Here is a 19239-nt window from a genome sequence, read left to right on the forward strand (position 1 = left end):
AGACAGTATTGACCTAGCTGTCGCAGAAACGTTTACTTTCCTTTTCCACCTCGTCAGTAAGCCAGTTGATAAAGGCTTGAAAGCGAGCTTGGGAGTGGGTTTCTTTGTGGGTAGCTAACCAAAATGTACGTTTAATATGAATATCTTTTTCTAATAGTCGAGTAAGCCCTTGCTGATGCTCTGCAATAAACTTAGGCAATATACCTACCCCTGCGCCGTTAATTAACATTTGGTATTGAGCATGAATACTTGTGCTTCTTAACGCGCTCAGCTGAGATAGTGCGGTTTCCTCAATAAATTTAAGCTGTGGGGCAAATACCAAATCAGGCACGTAGCTTACTAGGTTAAAATGGGCGAGTTCACTAAGAGACTCTGGCTTGCCCTCTTCAACTAAAGACGCTTTGGTATACAAATATAGACAGTACTCAGTGAGCTTTTGAGTAACGAGTAACCCTTTGCTTGGCTTCTCAAGAAGAATGGCAATATCCGCTTCTCGTTTATTCAAGTTTAAAAAACCGCTCGTTGCCACCAGCTCAATACAAATACCAGGAAACAGACGCTTAAATTCGGGAAGCCGCGGGGCTAAAAACCAATTGCCAAACCCTTCTGATACGCTTACTCGAATAGTACCCGCTAGATGTGAGCGCTCATCATGTAGCTCATTTTGCGCCTCAAGAAAATAATGCTCCGCTTTCTCGATGTAGTTAACTAGCTTAACGCCATGAGACGTTAAGACATAACCCTTATTCGTTAACTCAAATAATTTGCAGTTTAGAGAATCCTCAAGCTTTTTTACACGGCGTATAAGTGTAGTGGGATCTAACTCAAGTCCTTTAGCTGCAATTGCTACCCGACCATTTCTCGCCAGCCCGAGAAATAGCCTCATGTCATCCCAATTCATCAATACACCTGCATTTTTACAGCACCAAGCTGTAAGTATATGTATTGATCTTGCAAACACAAGGTTTCAATATTGTAAAAAAATCTAGGAGTAATTACGTGAGACAAATTAATCATTATATCGCCGGTAAATCATACAGCGACGAGTCAGAAAGCACTGCGTCGGTTTTCGCACCAAACACAGGCGATGTTCAAGCTGAAGTATTCTTAGCCAATCAAAATACCTTACAAAAAGCTGTCGATTCTGCGCTAGCAGCTCAAACTGAATGGGCAGCGACTAACCCGCAGCGCCGCGCACGGGTAATGTTTAAGTTTAAAGAGCTTCTTGAAGCTAACCGCGACAGACTAGCGCAGTTATTATCAAGCGAGCACGGAAAAGTATTAAGCGATGCGCAAGGCGACATTCAGCGCGGTTTAGAAGTTATCGAATTTGCTTGCGGCATACCTCATGCTCAAAAAGGTGAATATACCGAAGGCGCAGGACCAGGCATTGATGTGTACTCTATGCGTCAGGCTTTAGGCGTGGTAGCGGGTATAACACCGTTTAACTTCCCTGCCATGATCCCAATGTGGATGTTTGGTGTGGCAATAGCGTGCGGTAACTCGTTTATTTTAAAGCCGTCTGAGCGCGATCCATCTGTACCGGTAGAGTTAGCGAAGCTAATGACAGAAGCAGGTTTACCCGACGGCGTACTCAATGTGGTTCACGGCAACAAAGAAGCCGTAGACGGCATTTTAGACCACAAAGATATCAAAGCAGTGAGCTTTGTAGGTTCAAGCGACATTGCAAACTACGTTTACGAGCGTGGAGCACGAGCTGGCAAACGAGTTCAGGCCATGGGCGGCGCTAAAAACCACGGTATTATTATGCCCGATGCCGACCTCGACCAAGTTGTCGCTGATCTTGTTGGCGCGGCATATGGATCTGCGGGCGAACGCTGTATGGCATTGCCGGTAGTAGTGCCTGTCGGTGAAGAAACGGCTGAGAAGCTTAAGGCAAAACTCATTCCAGCAATCAAAGACATTATGGTTAGCCATTCTGAAGATCCTAATGCCCATTACGGACCTGTAGTTACCGGCGAGCACAAAGCGCGTATTGAAGGCTACATCGACCTTGCTGTTGAGGAAGGCGCAGAACTTGTTTACGACGGTCGTAACTCGCAAATCCCCAATGACAGCAAAGGCTTTTTTATCGGACCTACGTTGTTTGACCATGTAACTAAAGACATGCGTTCTTACCAAGAAGAGATTTTTGGCCCGGTACTGCAAATTGTACGAGCTAACGATTTTAATGAAGCGGTTAATCTTGCCAGCGAGCATCAATACGGTAACGGTGTAGCCATGTACACCCGTAACGGTCACGCGGCCCGTGAATTTGCCCAGCGAGTCAACGTGGGCATGGTGGGTATTAATGTACCTATCCCGGTGCCTGTTGCTTATCACACCTTTGGTGGGTGGAAGCGCTCTTCATTTGGAGACACTAACCAGCACGGTATGGAAGGCGTTAAATTCTGGACGAAAGTGAAAACTATCACCCAGCGCTGGCCCGACGGTTCTGACACCAACGATAACGCGTTTGTCATCCCTACCATGGGCTAATGAGATAACACGCCCTCGATAACACGTAGGATAAGGAATGTAAAAGATGACTACAGTTGCAATTATTGGCCTAGGTAACATGGGCTCTGGCATGGCCGACAACCTGGTAAAAGGCAATTTTGATGTAACGGCGTTCGACCTTAGCGAGGCCGCGCTAGACAAAGCTAAAGGGTTTGGCTGTAAGGTCGCATCATCTGCGGTTGACGCTGTAAAAGGCGCTGAAATCGTAGTAACCATGCTGCCTGCTGGAAAGCATGTGCACGATATATACGCCAATCAAATACTGGCTAATGTGGATAAAGATACGTTGCTAATAGACTGCTCAACCATTGATGTGGGCACAGCAAAGGCAGTATCTGAATTAGCTGAAAGCCACGGACTTAAGATGCTAGATGCCCCTGTTTCAGGTGGAACAGCGGCGGCAGCGGCGGGAACGCTTACCTTTATGGTGGGCGGTGATGCCGATGCATTTGAAAAAGCGCAGGGCGTACTCGGTGCAATGGGCAAGAAAATTGTCCATGCAGGAGGCCATGGCGCAGGTCAAGCAGCTAAAATTTGCAACAACATGTTGTTAGGTGCCTCAATGATAGCCACCTGCGAAAGTCTGCAGCTAGCGCAAAAACTAGGCTTAGACCCTCAAGTGTTTTTTGATATTGCGTCTAATGCCTCCGGTCAAACGTGGTCATTAACCACGTACTGCCCAGTAAAAGGTGTAGGTCCGCAAAGCCCAGCTGATAAAGATTTTGCTGGCGGCTTTGCCTCAGCTCTTATGCTTAAAGACTTAACGCTAGCCATGCAGGGCGCTGAAGGGGTTGATGCTCAAGTGCCTATGGGCAAACTTGCGGCCAAGTGGTTTGAGCAACACTGTGATGAAGGCAATGGCTCACTCGATTTTTCATCGATTATCAATAAGCTTGCCTAAGCTAGCCTGTAAACTTCACGCTTCAGAGCTTGAAATATTTAAAAACTAAGCCACAAAAAAACCGATATTGAGCGTCACGTTGTGGACATATCAATATCGGCTTTTTTTATTTTTAACAATTTGAAGTCTGTTGTTAAGGCTTGTGGTTAACACCGCTTAGCTAAACCTGCTTCTTTATAACTGTCTTTTATAACTGCTTAGTCGTGACCGCCACAACAGCCACCAGCTTCATCAGCCCAGTTTTTAAACTTCGTGGTTTTACCGATACCTGGGTTAAAGCTATTTGTTGGGTCGAGCTCTCTATAGAAGTTACGCAATGTTTCTTTGGCTGCATACTCGTGCCCCACGTTGTGCTCGGCTGGATATTCCGCCTTGCGTTCATCAAAAGTGCTTAATATCTTATTTTTTAGCGCTTTTGCATCAGCGCCTTTTTTGACAATGTAATTTTGATGCATCACGTGGCAAAACAGATGGCCGTAATACAGTTTCGTGTCTATCTGCTCATCAATATCTTTAGGGAGCACTTCAAACCATGCGGGGTCGTTACGGCGAAGGGCCACATCTATCGTCATCATAGCGCCCACCTCCTTGCCGTGCATAATGTGATAACGACCAATTGCACCACCGGCTACAAAACGATGAAGTATCGCTTTGTCGGCTTCATCCTCGGTACATTCGAAATAGCCACCTTCGTTGTTTTTGAAAAATTCATTAAGGTATTGGCGAGCTTCATCAACACCCTCATTACTCATTTCTAAAATCCAGTGGTGCTGGTATTTATCTCTGAATTCATCCATGCGTTTGGGCAAATGATTGGGAAACAAATAGCTAAAAGCCTGCATAACACGGTCTGACATTTTATTGGGTAAAAAACCTAACTTATCCGCAAACGCATCGAATTTACGTTTAAACGCAAACAGTCGAGGGATAAACTTTGCACCCAGCTTATTGATAACAATGAACATGTCTTTACCGTATTTCTTCGACACGTCGTAACAGTCCCGATGCAAATACTCACCGGAATCTGGTAAATGCTTAAAAGTAGAGAGGATATCTCTGCGAACCGAAGTAAATACGTTCGCATCGTTTGACCCCACATAAAACACCTGTTTTTTGTCAGGTATAGGGAAGGTATCTAAGCGAACAGCAAATACGGCAAGTTTTCCCGCACATCCAGAGGCATCGTGCAGCCTGCGACCGTCATTGTTATAGCGCGATGGTGTGTCTGAATCGACGTCTCGCACCCTAGCATCGTATTCATTGTCCGACGCCCTTGCGTCAGGCTGCTCTACATCAGAATCTGTCCAACGTTTGTTTTCTAGATTCTCGAGGATTTCTTCAGGATCATTGCCCAATTTGATGCCGAGGTTATTCACCAATGAGAGCGTGCCGTCTGCGTCAATTTGTGCAAATAAAGCAAGCTCTGTATAGGCTGGCCCGCGCTTAACAAGCGCCCCGCCGGAATTATTACAAATGCCGCCTACTATTGATGCGCCGATGCATGAAGAGCCAATCACCGAATGTGGCTCTCGACCATAGGGCGCTAACTGCTCTTCTAAACCAAATAACGTACTGCCTGCAAGACCGACTATTTGCTTGCCCTCGTTCACTAACTGAATATCGTCGATACGCATAGTGCTGATGATAACGAGCGGTCTATCGTACTCTTTTCCATCAGGCGTAGAGCCGCCAGTAAGGCCTGTATTTGCTGCCTGCATAATCACTGCTACGTCTGCGTCGACACACAGCTTTAGCACTCGCCAAATTTCCACCAACGAACCTGGGCGCACAACCGCAAGCGCTTCACCAGAACCAAAGCGAATGCCTTTACAGTAAGGCTGCTTTTTTGCTGGGTCAGTAAGTAAATAAGATTGTCCAACAACATTTTGCATAGACGCAATCAACGACTGGGTATCAAGGTGCACGGCCATGGGTCTCTCTACGTTAAAACAGAAATTCTTCGCTGGTGAGGAACTATACACGAAAGCTAAATAGAACAAAGAGGGAACCGTTAGGTTCTTAATACAATTTACTTATATTTAATGAGCCTAAAACTGGTAAACGCATAAGCTTTTTTAAAGCGTAGCGTTGAATATGCGGTTCCTAGTTGAGTTGTGATACATTGAATGCAGACAACATATTCACATGACATCGTAAAATGAAATCAACAACTCAGCACCTTCTACAATTTCTATTAACCGTAATGATGATAACCGCCCTATCCTCACTGCTATTTGCTACATCAACAATGGCGGCCAATAGCAAAAGTAGCGATGATGGTAGTGATAAAAGTACGCTCTCTTATACGCCTAGCGAATCTCCTTTACAGGATGTGATTGATGCACAAGAGAAAGCAAAAAATAGCGACACGCTTTTATTGGTAGTGTTGGGTGCTCAATGGTGTCATGACAGTACAGGTCTAGCCTCGCACTTTGAATCAGAAGCACTTCAACCTATTTTAGAAAAGTATTACACCACCCTGCTTGTGGATGTTGGCTTACTAGAGGATAGACGTAACATTACCAAGCGGTTTGATTACCCCATTTACTATGCCACACCCACAGTAATGATCGTTGAACCTAACACAGGAACCTTACTTAATCGCGCCAGTATGGCGAGGTGGGCACATGCTGATAGCATTCCGCTTATTGATTATGTTGAATATTTTACCGCTCATGGAGAATTAAGTGAGCACGAAATCGCTATATTGCAGTCTTATACTCCAACGCCTGAAGAGATGTCTTATAACGAACAGTATGCTGCTCGTTTACAGGCAGCCTACGAGGAGCTATCACCTTTGTTAAAGGATGATATCAAGGGTGACTTAGAAGGTGACACAATGGACAATTTTTACGCTATGTGGAAAGAAGTTCGCCAGTTTCGTGCGACTTTGCAAAAAGAGCTAATGGAACGAACTCAAGCACAACTAAACCCAAGTGAAGGGGTGTTAGAAACCAAAAAGGCCACACTCAATGAGCATGGCCCTTTTTCATGGCAGTGACCCGTCCTAAATAGCGTGCTAAATAGCGCCCTAAATAGCGTATTAAGCGTTTTGAGGCTTTGAACGTCTGGCGGCAGAATGACTGCTGCCGTTACCTTTAGACTGACTTTGGCCCGCAGAATTACCGCGATTGCCACCTTCCGTATTTGATGAGCTGCGTCGCTTGTTTTTAAACTGAGCTCCAGTTTTATTTGCACCGCTTTTATTAGCCCCGCCTCGATTTGCGCTTCGTCCATTCTCAGAACCCTGAGAGCGATTTGCACTATCAAACGTTTTTGCCGCTTTAGGCTTCTTAGGCTTTTTCGGCGCAGACAATGTGGTGACAGGAACCGGCACTTGGGGTGCAAACCCTTCTAACGTCTCTCTTGGCAGCAGTTTTTGTATAAGGGTTTCAATATCTTTAAGACTTTGAAGTTCATCTACACTGACAAAAGACCATGCCTGTCCACTTGAGCCTGCTCTTCCCGTTCTACCAATTCGATGAACATAGTCTGCAGGCGTATTGGGCAAATCAAGATTCACAACAATAGGTAGTTCACTAATGTCGATGCCTCGAGCGGCGATGTCGGTTGCTACCAATACGTTAATGTCGCCTGATTTAAAATCTGATAGTGCTTTGGTTCTCGCACCCTGGCTTTTATTACCATGAATAGCGGCAGCTGGAATCTTCGCTTTCGACAGTTTATCGGCAACGCGATTGGCACCATGCTTGGTACGGCTGAATACGAGTACCTGGCTCCACTTTTCCTGCTTAATTAAGCTGATAAGTGCTGAGGTCTTTTTAGACTTGTCGACAGTAATCAAATGCTGTTTTACTGAGTCTACAGTCGTGTTTGCTGGCGCCGTAGAGATGTGAACTGGATCGCGAGTAATTGTTTGCGCTAATGCTGTAATTTCTGGTGAAAATGTGGCAGAGAAAAGTAGGCTTTGACGCTTCGCGGGCAACAGTTTAAGTACTTTTTTAATGTCGTGGATAAAACCCATGTCCAACATTCTATCTGCTTCATCTAACACAAGTACTTCTAGCTGAGAAAACTTCACAGCATTTTGTTGATATAAATCGAGAAGACGGCCTGGGGTGGCAATAAGCACATCAACACCTTTTCTCAACTTCATCATTTGCGGGTTTATACCTACACCACCAAATACAACTGCCGTCGTTAACGGCACAAAAGTGCTAAACGAACGAATACTTTCTTCAACCTGGGCGGCTAGCTCTCGAGTAGGTGTCAGCACTAAGGCTCTAATATTATTACCCGACGCTTTTTTACCATCTAATAGATTGTGCAATATAGGCAACCCAAACCCTGCAGTTTTTCCGGTTCCGGTTTGCGCAGCAGCAAGTACATCTTTCCCTTCCATCACGACGGGAATTGCTTTTTCTTGAATAGGTGATGGTTTGCTAAACCCTTGTTTTTCGATTGCTTTCAACAACGGCTCGGCAAGCCCTAGCTGGGAAAATGACATTAAATAACTAACTCCTGAAAAATTGTTGCTTTGTCTGATAAAGCAGTAGGTACCTTTGGGTGAAGCGAGAATGCCGTTTTGCTAACCGATGGGCTATTTTGCTAACCGATGGGTTTAAAATATAAAGGGGATGACCAAGGCACCGAAGCGACTTAAAAAGCTCTTTTGATTTATAGTACAAGATGGAATAAACGCACGCTACTATCCTGTCAAAGCGCGCGCGGAGTCTATCATTTAAAGCGCATCATAACCAGCACACTTTTTAAGCATTGCGCTTGTGAACATGGTTATTTATCGCTTTTAAGGTAATTTAGTCACTGTGCTAGACTAAGTCATGTTTATCTAAACAACGCACAAACTGTTTGAAAATCCTATAGGCAAAAATAAACAGCCCCTATGATAAATAAACCTTTACCAAATCTTCCATTCAGTATAAAACCCGTTTTCTGCATACATACTCGTATGCTCTTGGAGAAAATTTAAGAATGAACATAGAGCAATTTTATCAAGCTATCGAAAGTAAGCTTCTCATTATTGAGTCGTCGTTGCTGTCGACTAGCTTTTATATTCAACTGATGATTATTGCTTTTATTTATTTAAGCGCATTTTTGTTTTCAAGACAGATTGAAAAGTCACTCAGATTTACCAAAAGCAAGCCGCAGCACGGGGCCCATACACTGCATGGTTTTTTGTACAACGCCGGCCGCGCCCTATTCCCTATCATTACTATTAGTTTACTCAAGTTTTCTACTGTACTTGGAGAACGGTTTCAGTTTGATGCATGGCTATTAGATATCGCCGTTGTAGTTGCCGTGCTCATTTTTGTGAATTCTATTATTAACGGTTTTGTAGAAAATAAATCTACCGCTCGGCTTATGCGAGTTGTGGGTTTGCCTATTTTGTTTTTACACCTTATTGGGCTACTCCCTATAATTAATGAAGCCTTGGCATCTATCGCTATTTCGGTGGGCAATGTTCAAATTTCTGCCTATGGCGTTGCTCGCGTGGTCATATTCGGCGGGCTGCTCTTTTGGTTAGGCCGAAGCTCCAATGCCATTGGCCAAGACATTATCAGAAACCATAAGTCGCTAGATTTATCGACAAAAGAAGTATTTGCAAAGCTTTTTGAAGTAGCGCTATTTTGCGTAGCGTTTATTTTGTTGCTCAATGTGATGGGCATTAACCTAACCGCATTAGCCGTATTTGGTGGAGCCCTAGGTGTTGGGCTAGGCTTAGGCCTTCAGTCTATCGCCTCCAACTTTATCTCCGGCATTATTATTCTACTCGACCGCTCATTAACCGTTGGCGACTATGTAGAGCTAGAGGATGGACGAAAAGGTATCGTTCGCGAGTTTAAAATGCGCTACGCGGTATTAGAAACCTTTGATGGTAAAGATATACTCGTTCCTAACGAAAAGTTCATCAGCTCACTGCTCATTAACTGGACGCACAAAGATTCCAAACAACGCTATCGCATCGACTTTTCAGTGGCGTATAAAACGGATATTCGCGCGATGGTTGAAATTGTGAAATCTGCTGTCGCTGACCACCCGCAGGTGATAGGCGGTGAAGGGGTACCCTTTGAAGAACAGCCAGACTGTGAAATCGATAGTTTTGGCGACTCAGGGGTTAATATGTTCATTGAGTTTTGGATGGAAGGGGTAGACGACGGTAAAAATCGCGTGGGTGGCGACTTGCTGTTGATGGTTTTTGAAACCTTGAGAGAACACAATATTGAGATACCTTTCCCTCAACGTGAAGTACGTGTACTCAATGAAAGCGACGTTATTTCAAAGATGAGTATTAAGGGATCAGAGTAGCCCTTAACTGGGCTGAATTTATCTATGCTACCTGCGCGTAAAAACCTTAAAAACGGGCGCGCAGTGTGTCCCACTGCCACTTATCAGCAGTAAGCCCTAGTAAGCTGCAAAACACTTCATAGTCTTGCTTGCCCATAGCCGAGGCCACTGTTTTTAGTTGTGATTTAGCCTTTATCGCCTTTACTTGCAAAAGCTCCAATCGCACATCCGCATTATCATCAAAGCTGTCGTTGATAATGGCTTCGGCTTTGAGAGTTGCGTCCCATGCTGTCAATACATAGTTCAGTAGTTTCATATAAACAATGAGCATAGATTTACGGCCAATAGCTTGTTCAAATTGAGAGCCAACAAACAGACATCTCATCGCAGCTTCCGATTCTTGTTGAACACTGTCGTTTAATTGCTTGAGCTGCAATAGGAAGTCGCTGAGCAATTTAAAATGAAGTTCGCTGTTAACTTGCGAATCGTTCAATAGGTTTATATCGTCACTTAACATGTCTAGCGCAACTAGCGTGCGCTGTGGGCTGGTCATAAATTTATTGCCTGTGAATTACCTAACGCTTTGCATAAAGCGCTGTTCTTGACTTGATGCCCTAGTAGGCCATAAATACATCGCTGATAATCGTAACCATCGCGTATTTGACTGTAAAGCAGATTGACTGAAATCTTTACCCCCTCACCCCATAATTCTTAGCGTACAGATCACGGGCGGCTTTTACACTCACATTGTAAAAGCAAGCACGCCTTACAAACAAAAAACGGGGCTGAAGCCCCGTTTTATTGATGGTTACCCTTTTACTACCTACCTAGCTTTGCAGTAACATCGTGACGTAGGTCAAATCTGTCTAACGTCATAACTTTTGTCCATGCATCTACAAAGTCAGTAACGAAGCGTTCTTTGGCATTGTCGTAAGCGTAAGCTTCTGCAACTGCACGCAACTCACTGTTTGAACCGAATACAAGATCCACTGGCGTACCTGTATACAGCACTTCACCAGAGCTGCGATCTACACCTTCGTAAACAGCAGGATCATCAGTCTTTCTCCACTTTGTCGACATATCAAGTAAGTTAACAAAGAAATCGTTGCTTAGCGCACCAACCTTGTCCGTAAACACGCCGTGCTTACTATTGCCAGTATTGGCGCCAAGTGTGCGCATGCCACCGATGAGTGCCGTCATCTCTGGCACCGTCAAGTTAAGCTGATCGGCTTTGTCTACTAGCATTTCAGTAGGCGAGCGATAGCTTGCCTCTGCATCATAGTAGTTTCTAAATGCATCTGCTGTTGGCTCAAGCAACGAGAAAGCGTTGACATCTGTTTGCTCTTGCGTCGCATCTGTTCGGCCCACTACAACAGGTACTTCCACGCTAACACCAGCATTTGATGCTGCTTTCTCAATAGCGGCAGCGCCACCGATAACAATCAAATCGGCCAACGATACTTTTTTCTTCGTAAACATTTTCGAATTAAAGTTGCCTTGTACTTCTCTAAGCTTAGCGATAACAGACTTAACTAATTCTGGTTCGTTAGCTTCCCAACTTGCTTGAGGCGCAAGCGCTAGGCGTGCACCGTTTGCGCCACCACGATAATCCGATGCTCTGAAGCTAGCCGCAGAGGCCCACGCTGTTTTAACAAGCTCCTGTATTGAAAGGCCTGTATCTAAAATTTCGCCTTTTAACTTTTTCACATCACCTGCAGAAATGGCTTTATAGTCTGCAACCGGTACCGGGTCTTGCCAGATGAAGTTTTCTTCTGGAATATCGTTACCTAAGTAGCGAGCTTTCGGCCCCATATCTCGGTGAGTAAGCTTAAACCACGCTTTCGCGAATGCAGTTTGATACGCGTTTGGATCGGCTAAAAAGCGTTCTACAATTTTGCGATATTCAGGGTCGTATTTTAATGCAAGGTCGGCAGTGGTCATCACTGGCGCGTGCATTTTGCCTTCAACGTGGGCATCTGGAACAGACTGATGAGCAGATTCGTCTTTAGGGATCCACTGTACTGCACCTGCTGGGCTGCGCGTTTGTTTCCACTCAAAGCCCATCAAGTTTGATAAATACAAACTTGTCCATTTTGTCGGCGCCTGTGTCCAAGCTCCTTCCAAACCACTGGTTACTGTATCTTCAGAATGCCCTTTACCACAGTTATTTTTCCATCCTAAACCTTGCTCTTCTAAACCAGCAGCCCCCGGCTCGCCCTCGAGACAATCGGCAGGTTTGTGCGCACCGTGCATCTTACCGAAGGTGTGACCACCGGCGATTAGCGCTACGGTTTCTTCGTCGTTCATCGCCATGCGTTTAAACGCAGTTCGAATGTTCTTCGCTGAGCCCAACGGATCAGGAACACCCTTAGGGCCTTCCGGATTGACGTATATTAGCCCCATGTGCGTTGCGCCCAGCGGACGCTTAAGCTCGCCATCACTCTCTTCACGATCGCTTGCTAGCATTTCCACTTCTGGACCCCAGTACACCATGTCTGGTTCCCAATCGTCTGTACGACCGGCGGCAAAGCCATAGGTGTCGAAGCCCATGTTTTCCATACCTACGGTACCAGCAAGTATCATTAGGTCACCCCATGAAAGGCTTTCACCATACTTTTGCTTAATTGGCCATAGTAAGCGACGTGCTTTGTCTAGGTTACCGTTATCTGGCCAGCTGTTAAGCGGGTTGAACCGCATCTGACCGCCATCACCGCCGCCTCTTCCGTCAAGCGTGCGATAAGTACCTGCGCTGTGCCAAGACAAGCGGATAAAGAATGGACCGTAGTTACCATAATCTGCTGGCCACCAGTCTTGTGATGTCGTAAGCAACTCGTTTACGTCAGCTTTTACTTGGTCTAGGTCTAGTTTTGAGAACGCTTTAGCGTAATTAAACTCATCACCAAGAGGATTAGAACGGCTGTCATGATCTCGAAGAGATGAAAGATCTAATTGATTGGGCCACCAAAATTGATTGGTTTTTGCCTGAAATGCTTTAGTCATCCCAGTACCTTTTGCCCCTGCTGGCTTGCTGATTTCTTGATTAGCAAAGGCGCCTGTTGCACTTAACGATAATGCTACTAGTGCGGATAGCGTTGTTCTTTTAAACCTTATCATGGTCATGTTTTCATCCCGTTGGTGCTAGTTGTACCAAAACCAAAAAAGAAATGTCTTGTTTGGTTATTTGATTAACAATAATTTTACTTTTAACGCAGATAAAGATAGTCAGAAGTGGCTACTAGTGATAGTTAATAAATTGGATTCACTTAATAGTATTTTCCAATCAATAAATTTTTTGTTAATTTTCTTTAGCTTAGAGAAAATTCAAGGCTACTATTCTGTTTTTTATTACACCATCAGCGACAACGTTATGGGCGTTGCGACTTTATTTAACATCTTCTGCTGAATGACAAACAGAAGCGGCGTGTTATCCACGCCGCTGTATTATTTAACCGTCGATGCCTTTGATTAATTTTGCGAGTTCTTCAATTTTCGACACCGTCGTTTTAACAAGGTTGTCGATTTCGTTTGATGAGGATTGAGAGTTACCAGCGAGCGTTCTTACTTCATCAGCTACAACTGCAAAGCCCCTACCCATTTCTCCGGCACGCGCAGCCTCGATAGCAGCGTTAAGTGCCAGTAAGTTTGTCTGTTCCGATATAGAGTTGATAGTACCGACAATGGTGCTGATAGTCTGACTTGTAGTGAGTAGCTCTTGCATTGCTCCTTGTGTATCGTTAACCGCTTGTTTGCGAGAAGACACATTAATGGCAAAAAATACATATCGGGTAATTTGACCATTAAAGTTTTTCAGTGCACTTACTCTCGCGTCAAACGCTAAGTATTTGTCATTGCTCTTAAACTCTAAAATCTTAGATACAAAGCCAGTTGAATTCAGCTGCGATAAATCCTCAGTGGTAAGGCGAGACATAAGCTCTCGTGCAAAATCTTTAGAATCGTAAGCACCTTTAATAGTCTCTCTGAGTAACTTATTAGCTTCTATTAATTTACCATCTGGTTCCATTTCTAAGAGCACAAGCGCACTACCAATGGCATTGAGTTTATTGGTAAAGTCGAGGGCCATTTGTTTAACGCGAGTGATGTCAGCCTGTACCGCAATAAAGTTAACTAACTGGCCTTCTTTGAAAACCGGATTGATAGACAGTGATGTCCAGTAAGGTGAACCGTCTTTGCGATAGTTGAGGATTTCATCGTAGAACGCTTCGCGATTTTTAAGTTTTTGCCGAATAACGTCTACGGTTCGGTGGTCGGTCTCTTCGCCTTGCAGGAATGAGCCTGGCTTTTTACCTTTTACTTCCTCTAAGCTCCAGCCTGTGAGGCGATAGAAACCGTTATTAACGTACTCAATCAGCCCTTCTGAATCAGAAATGATGACCGCGTTATCAGTTTCGTTAGCCACCAACGACAGCATTCGTTGTAATTCACGTTGTTCTACTTCTACGGTAACGTCTCTTACAAATGCGGTATACAGCGTTCTATCGGCAAGACGCACCTTAGAAAGAGACAGCCTACCCCATAATTCTTTACCGTCTTTTCGTTCTACCCGTACCTCGCGACTAGTACCAACAATTTTATCCTGTCCCGTCTCTCTGTTTGCGTTCACGTAATTATCGTGATTTGCCTGAATGGCTTGAGGAACCAGCATTTTGACGTTTTTACCAATAACCTCTTCACGCTTGTATCCCCAAAATTTCTCAGCGGATGCATTAAAAAGTGTCACCTCGTTGCGCTCATTAATGCATACAACCGCATCAAGAGCTTGCTCGAGGGTTTGCTCTACAATTTCTCGAGCTTCTCGCTCTTCCGTGACGTCACGCACAAATGCCGTGTAATGTTTTTTTCCGCCCACGAGAACCTGAGAAAGCGCAAGCTGCACCCATATCCGCTGCCCCGACTTAGTCTCAAGTTCTACTTCGCGTGAACTCCCTACAATCTTATTAACGCCAGTGTTACGGTGAGTATTCACATAACTGTCGTGATTTGATTGATGTTCTCTTGGTACGAGCATCTTAATGTTTTTACCAAGGACTTCTGAGGGAGCATAGCCCCACATTTTTGAAGCTGCTTCGTTGTAAAACGTAATATTATTGTTTTCATCTATCGTAACAACAGCAAGAATGGATTGGGATAATGCCTGCTTCGCCGCATTCTCTCGGAAAAAAAACGCCATCTTTATCAAACTCCGATGTATTACCAAAACAATATATAGGCGATAAATACGGTTTTTACCAATTAGAACGAAAATAAGGCCCTACGGCGTGAAAGAATTACAATACACTACCGTACATTCAGATACAGACGGCGTTAAATTTAAAATTTATTTAATAAAAACATACTCTTAAATCGGCAGCCATCACCGGTAAAAGCGGAACAATTTCTGCAGCTGTGTACTGTTGAAGGAAATGATTAGCCAAAGGGTACCGTAATGACATCGCAAAATAATATATTTGAACCGGGTGAAAACTGTTGGGTAAAAAGCAATGCAGCCTACGCAGCGCCCCTCATTGACTGCGGCAACTATTACAAAGCGTTGCACAGTGCGATTGTCAAAGCACAACACAGCATATTTATCGTTGGCTGGGACATCGATAGTCGAATTCGCCTCATCCGAGGTAAAGATGAGGAGCAAAGCGAAGCGCCAAGTAGAATAAGCGACCTGCTTAAATGGAAGGCTGAACAAAACCCCGAAATTAAAGTCTATCTGCTACGTTGGGATTCGTCATTAGCTTTTTTCGCACAGCGAGAAATGTGGGCAAAAGAGGCGTGGGATGAAAAGACGCCTGACAATGTAAAAACCGAACTCGACGATACCATTCCTATGGGCGGAAGCCAGCACCAGAAAATTGTGCTTATTGATGACGAGCTAGTTTTTTCTGGTGGCATGGATGTATCAACCAACCGTTGGGACACAAGAGATCACCCCGTTGTATCTGAAGAGCGTGACGGACCAGATGGCGAATATGGCCCCCTGCATGATGTTCAAATGGTATCAAGTGGCCCTGTAGTGGCCGACTTCTCTAAACTCGTTCGTTGGAGATGGCAGCGCGTAGCAAACGAAACTCCTATTATGGTGAGAGATGACGCAAATGTAAGTATGGATGCGCCTATTCCACCATCATGGCCGCAAGATTACCCACCTATTTTTGAGAATGTTGAGTGTGCACTTGCTAGAACCATCCCATTTATGGATGAAGTAGAACCTGCGCAAGAAGTACGCAACATGCTGCTCGACCTCATAAACGAAGCTGAATCAATTATTTATATTGAAAATCAGTTCACCACCCGCCAAGAAATAGCAGAAGCATTAAATAGGCAGCTCAAATTAAAGCCTGACTTAAGCGTGTGTATTGTGAGTTCTTACGAGCCCAAGGGAAAGTTTGAATGCGAAGCGTTCTGGGCAAGTAGAATACAGTTTAAATCTATCTTAGAGAAAGGCATCGCCCCTGAGCGAGTAAAAGTTACGTACTCGTCTATTGAAGATATGCAGGGTCGCAGAGCATACAAGCGTATTCATTCAAAGGTAATGACCATTGATGATAAGTATCTCGTTATCGGCTCATCAAATTTGAGCAACCGCTCAATGACCTTAGATACTGAAATTGACACCGTACTGTTTGGTAATACACCTCAAAATAGACAAAGCATTGCCCATGTGAGAAATGACCTTTTAGCAGAGCATACGGGCAGAACGATAGAAGACATGGAAACGATTCTCAAAGAATCACAGCCTGTTGACGCCCTTATGCGCGGCCAAATCGCACACGGGTACGTATTAACTGAAGTGCGAGATGAAATATTTACTGAGCAGTCGAGTAGCAATCTTTTTCGATCATTGTCAGACCCCGAAGAGCCGCTTATTTCTATTCCCACTTTAGGCGGCGCTGTGACACCTGCTAGAAACCCAAGGCGCCGCAGTATAATGATAGCCATCGGCTTAACCGTATTGGCGGTACTTGGCGGTCTTATGTTTTGGGCCAGCCAATCTATTTCTTGGCTAAGTGCCGATAGCATCAATGCATTTTTAGAAGAAAGTCGCGGCACCTATTTTGCCCTACCCACTGTGCTTCTAGTTTATGTAATAGGCGGCATTCTCTTTTTCCCTGTTACCGTATTATCCCTCGCCGTTGCGGCTATTTTTGGCCCTATATGGGGGCCAGTTTACGGAATGATGGGGGCATTATTAAGCTCGGCCATACTATTTGGTATTGGTAAGCTTTCGGGCAATGCTGGGTTACGAAAACTTGGCGGGCCGAAAGTTGCTGCAGTGGATGAAAAACTTAAGCGCAGCGGCATAGTAGGTGTTGCAGCTATACGTATGTTGCCTGTAGCCCCTTTCAGCTTAGTGAACCTGGTGGCGGGTATTTCATCTATCGGTATTTTTCAATTCTTGGTAGGGACCTTTCTTGGTATGTTTCCACCGATGATAGCGAAAGGCCTAGTGGGAGACTCGATTACTCAGATTTGGCGTAACCCGTCTATTGAGTCGATTAGCTACCTTGTAGCAGGCATATTACTTTGGGCGTTTCTGATATGGGGCTCGCAAAAATTTGCACGCTATTATCAACAGAAGAAACAGGCCAATGCGTCTGATAAACAATCGGAAAACAGTGAGAGTGAAGAATGTGCCGCATAGTTTCTTATAATATTCACGGTGGCATAGGAACAGATAAGCAGCATGACTACAAAAGGATTGGGCAGTATTTAACACAACTTGGTGCTGACATTGTGTTATTGCAGGAAATGGATACCCGCCCAAGTGACAGGGATACGGCGCAGGATATTAACGATATCTGCGCCAACAATGCGTTTAGTCTGACTGCATCCCCGGCACTTACTGAGCCCGATGGGTGGTACGGCAATGCAGTATTGAGTCGCTTTGACGTTTTGTCTACAGAAACATTGGATGTAAGTCAGGACGGTAGACAACCGCGAAATGTTCAGTTAGTTGAGCTTCAAACGGAAAAAGGCCCGTTAACAGTGGTAAATACGCACAAAGGGCTTAAAACAAAAGAGAGAAAATCTCAGTTCTCGCTGTTGCATACCTATTTAGAAAAGCGGTTAGAGAGTCACCCAACACCTATGGTGCTTGCAGGCGACTTCAACGAATGGCAGTTTTTCTCAAAAGCGTTTACGTCTTTAAATTCATTGCTACACCAGCAAAAAATGGGGGCGACATTTCCTAGTGGCTTCCCTGTTTTTTCCCTCGACAGAGTGTGGGTATCAAGTGATATTCGCGTGCAGAAGTACGGCAAAGTTAAGGACAAGAGAACCGCAGTAATGTCTGATCATCTTCCTGTGCTTATCGATATCGAATTACCAGAACAAGGTTAGTAACCAGTTATCATCACTATCTACACTAAGTAACTGATGTGGCAAATTCAAGCTTGCCACACCAGTGCTGAAGGTCATATTCGGCGCTAACCACCTTTTTGATAGTACCCAAGGCTTGTTGAATATGCCGTTGTTTAACTGCATTTTTGTCTGTAAATGCGAACACCGTGCGGTGCATATCTGGCTCTACGATTTTAACTGACTCCACTAGGCCAGACTCTTTGAGATGAAAAATAGCGGATGTAGGCAGAATCATTACGCCTTCACCATTAATAACTTGTCGCAAGCCTGTCATTAATTGTCCGGAATAAGCGTGATCGTGATTTAACATTACACCTGTTTTTTGTTCGTAATTCGCAATTAACTGCCCTAGTGAATCTTTTAATCCCGGCGAGAGTAAAGGAACCTCCCGCAACTCACGAAACGAAACTTCTGCTCGATGACGAAGAAATTCAAATTCTCGCTTTTCAGTGGATGCAGAAAACACCAGGTGCATTTCTTCTTGAATCAAAGGGGTAGCATGTGTGCTTTTATCATCGATAGCTTCTCGATAAGTTAACGCGATATCGATGTGCTTTGATTCAAGCCAGTCTTTGATGGTGTAGGAAGGACCTGTACTTATTTCTACTTTTAATCTTTCACTCGATTTACCCATTTCAGTAAGCAGCGGCAGCGAGACCACATTTCCAATAGAGGGAATAACGCCAATTTTAATTACTCTATTTTGCGAGTGACTTTTCTCGCTTACTGCATTTTTGGCAATATCCATTTGCTCTAACAGTGCTATTGCATGAGTAAGAAAAATTTCACCCGCAGCAGTGAGGGTAATTCCCGCAAAGCTGCGGTTAAACAAGGTGGCTTTAATCTCTCTTTCTAGACTTGCCAGTTGTTGACTCACTGCTGGTTGAGCAATACTAAGTGCTCGTGCTGCAGACGCAATACTGCCTTTCTTCGCGGCGGTAACAAAATATTCCAATTGTTTTGAATGCACAACACCACCTCGGTAAAATTGATAAATCAACACACCGATGCATACTTGCTCACGCAGTCGCTGTGTTGAATAGGTAGTAATAAGCCGGCAATTTATAGCTAAGTGGTTTATCGCCAGAGACTGTTCTCAATAAGGCCGTTTACAGCAAGCATGCTTAGCATTGCTCTTTTGTATAGACGAGAGCAGCAAAGTATATGCCACCAAATTTGCT

13 protein-coding genes are annotated in these 19239 nt (G+C 44.4%); 6 read left to right on the forward strand and 7 right to left on the reverse strand.

The genetic code is table 11. From position 1 onward, the window contains the following. Positions 1-13: 13 nt before the first annotated feature. Positions 14-901 (reverse strand): LysR family transcriptional regulator, encoded by an 888-nt coding sequence (locus tag O9X84_RS07000; RefSeq protein WP_269518954.1) that lies wholly within the window; start codon positions 899-901, stop codon positions 14-16. A gap of 98 nt (positions 902-999) precedes the next feature. Here O9X84_RS07000 and O9X84_RS07005 point away from each other — a divergent pair, with 98 nt between their 5' ends. Both O9X84_RS07005 and mmsB read left to right on the forward strand, forming a co-directional pair. Continuing rightward, a complete protein-coding gene (locus O9X84_RS07005; RefSeq protein WP_269518955.1) occupies positions 1000-2499 on the forward strand; it encodes a CoA-acylating methylmalonate-semialdehyde dehydrogenase in 1500 nt (499 codons plus the stop codon). 46 nt (positions 2500-2545) lie between these two features. Next, entirely contained in the window at positions 2546-3421 is an 876-nt protein-coding gene (gene mmsB / locus O9X84_RS07010; RefSeq protein ID WP_269518956.1) for a 3-hydroxyisobutyrate dehydrogenase, read from the forward strand. A 197-nt stretch (positions 3422-3618) separates the two neighbouring features. Here the strand turns inward: mmsB and dld are convergent, their stop codons facing one another. Further along, complete coding sequence (gene dld / locus O9X84_RS07015) at positions 3619-5352, reverse strand: D-lactate dehydrogenase (RefSeq protein WP_269518957.1); 1734 nt, start codon at positions 5350-5352, stop codon at positions 3619-3621. Between the two features lie 227 nt (positions 5353-5579). Between dld and O9X84_RS07020 the strand changes: the two genes are divergently transcribed. After that, positions 5580-6422: a thioredoxin family protein gene (locus O9X84_RS07020; protein ID WP_269518958.1), complete on the forward strand. Its 843-nt coding sequence runs from the start codon at positions 5580-5582 to the stop codon at positions 6420-6422. 42 nt (positions 6423-6464) lie between these two features. On the opposite strand, the gene O9X84_RS07025 is transcribed toward O9X84_RS07020, so the two are convergent. Further along, positions 6465-7889, reverse strand: a complete 1425-nt coding sequence (locus O9X84_RS07025; protein WP_269518959.1) for a DEAD/DEAH box helicase — start codon at positions 7887-7889, stop codon at positions 6465-6467. Positions 7890-8464: 575 nt separating this feature from the next. Between O9X84_RS07025 and O9X84_RS07030 the strand changes: the two genes are divergently transcribed. Next, entirely contained in the window at positions 8465-9709 is a 1245-nt protein-coding gene (locus O9X84_RS07030) for a mechanosensitive ion channel family protein (protein WP_442864514.1), read from the forward strand. 46 nt (positions 9710-9755) lie between these two features. Here O9X84_RS07030 and O9X84_RS07035 read toward each other — a convergent pair whose 3' ends face one another. The 3 genes from O9X84_RS07035 to O9X84_RS07045 all read right to left on the reverse strand — a co-directional run bounded on the left by O9X84_RS07035 (position 9756) and on the right by O9X84_RS07045 (position 14876). Then, on the reverse strand, positions 9756-10241 hold the full coding sequence (locus O9X84_RS07035) for a hypothetical protein (RefSeq protein WP_269518962.1): 486 nt from the start codon (positions 10239-10241) through the stop codon (positions 9756-9758). A gap of 266 nt (positions 10242-10507) precedes the next feature. After that, positions 10508-12808 carry a catalase/peroxidase HPI gene (gene katG / locus O9X84_RS07040; protein WP_269518963.1) on the reverse strand — a complete coding sequence of 767 codons (2301 nt, stop codon included), beginning with the start codon at positions 12806-12808 and terminating at the stop codon, positions 10508-10510. 325 nt (positions 12809-13133) lie between these two features. Further along, positions 13134-14876, reverse strand: coding sequence for a PAS domain S-box protein (locus O9X84_RS07045; RefSeq protein ID WP_269518964.1), 1743 nt, complete (start codon positions 14874-14876; stop codon positions 13134-13136). 255 nt (positions 14877-15131) lie between these two features. On the opposite strand from O9X84_RS07045, the gene O9X84_RS07050 reads away from it, so the two are divergent. Next, complete coding sequence (locus O9X84_RS07050) at positions 15132-17339, forward strand: VTT domain-containing protein (RefSeq protein ID WP_269518966.1); 2208 nt, start codon at positions 15132-15134, stop codon at positions 17337-17339. Continuing rightward, positions 17327-18037: an endonuclease/exonuclease/phosphatase family protein gene (locus tag O9X84_RS07055; RefSeq protein WP_269518968.1), complete on the forward strand. Its 711-nt coding sequence runs from the start codon at positions 17327-17329 to the stop codon at positions 18035-18037. Before O9X84_RS07050 ends, O9X84_RS07055 begins: the two co-directional genes overlap by 13 nt. A 25-nt stretch (positions 18038-18062) precedes the next feature. Here O9X84_RS07055 and O9X84_RS07060 read toward each other — a convergent pair whose 3' ends face one another. Continuing rightward, positions 18063-19028 carry a LysR family transcriptional regulator gene (locus O9X84_RS07060; RefSeq protein WP_269518969.1) on the reverse strand — a complete coding sequence of 322 codons (966 nt, stop codon included), beginning with the start codon at positions 19026-19028 and terminating at the stop codon, positions 18063-18065. Positions 19029-19239 lie beyond the last annotated feature (211 nt).

The organism is Alteromonas sp. BMJM2, from assembly GCF_027257845.1.
Classification (GTDB): Bacteria; Pseudomonadota; Gammaproteobacteria; order Enterobacterales; family Alteromonadaceae; genus Alteromonas.

What these genes read in the sequence shown, in the direction of transcription:
- O9X84_RS07035 (WP_269518962.1), bottom strand. Translation starts at nt 10,241, where the DNA reads ATGACCAGCCCACAGCGCACGCTAGTTGCGCTAGACATGTTAAGTGAC.
- mmsB (WP_269518956.1), top strand. Translation starts at nt 2,546, where the DNA reads ATGACTACAGTTGCAATTATTGGCCTAGGTAACATGGGCTCTGGCATG.
- O9X84_RS07050 (WP_269518966.1), top strand. Translation starts at nt 15,132, where the DNA reads ATGACATCGCAAAATAATATATTTGAACCGGGTGAAAACTGTTGGGTA.
- O9X84_RS07030 (WP_442864514.1), top strand. Translation starts at nt 8,465, where the DNA reads ATGATTATTGCTTTTATTTATTTAAGCGCATTTTTGTTTTCAAGACAG.
- O9X84_RS07020 (WP_269518958.1), top strand. Translation starts at nt 5,580, where the DNA reads ATGAAATCAACAACTCAGCACCTTCTACAATTTCTATTAACCGTAATG.
- O9X84_RS07025 (WP_269518959.1), bottom strand. Translation starts at nt 7,889, where the DNA reads ATGTCATTTTCCCAGCTAGGGCTTGCCGAGCCGTTGTTGAAAGCAATC.
- katG (WP_269518963.1), bottom strand. Translation starts at nt 12,808, where the DNA reads ATGACCATGATAAGGTTTAAAAGAACAACGCTATCCGCACTAGTAGCA.
- dld (WP_269518957.1), bottom strand. Translation starts at nt 5,352, where the DNA reads ATGGCCGTGCACCTTGATACCCAGTCGTTGATTGCGTCTATGCAAAAT.
- O9X84_RS07045 (WP_269518964.1), bottom strand. Translation starts at nt 14,876, where the DNA reads ATGGCGTTTTTTTTCCGAGAGAATGCGGCGAAGCAGGCATTATCCCAA.
- O9X84_RS07000 (WP_269518954.1), bottom strand. Translation starts at nt 901, where the DNA reads ATGAATTGGGATGACATGAGGCTATTTCTCGGGCTGGCGAGAAATGGT.
- O9X84_RS07055 (WP_269518968.1), top strand. Translation starts at nt 17,327, where the DNA reads ATGTGCCGCATAGTTTCTTATAATATTCACGGTGGCATAGGAACAGAT.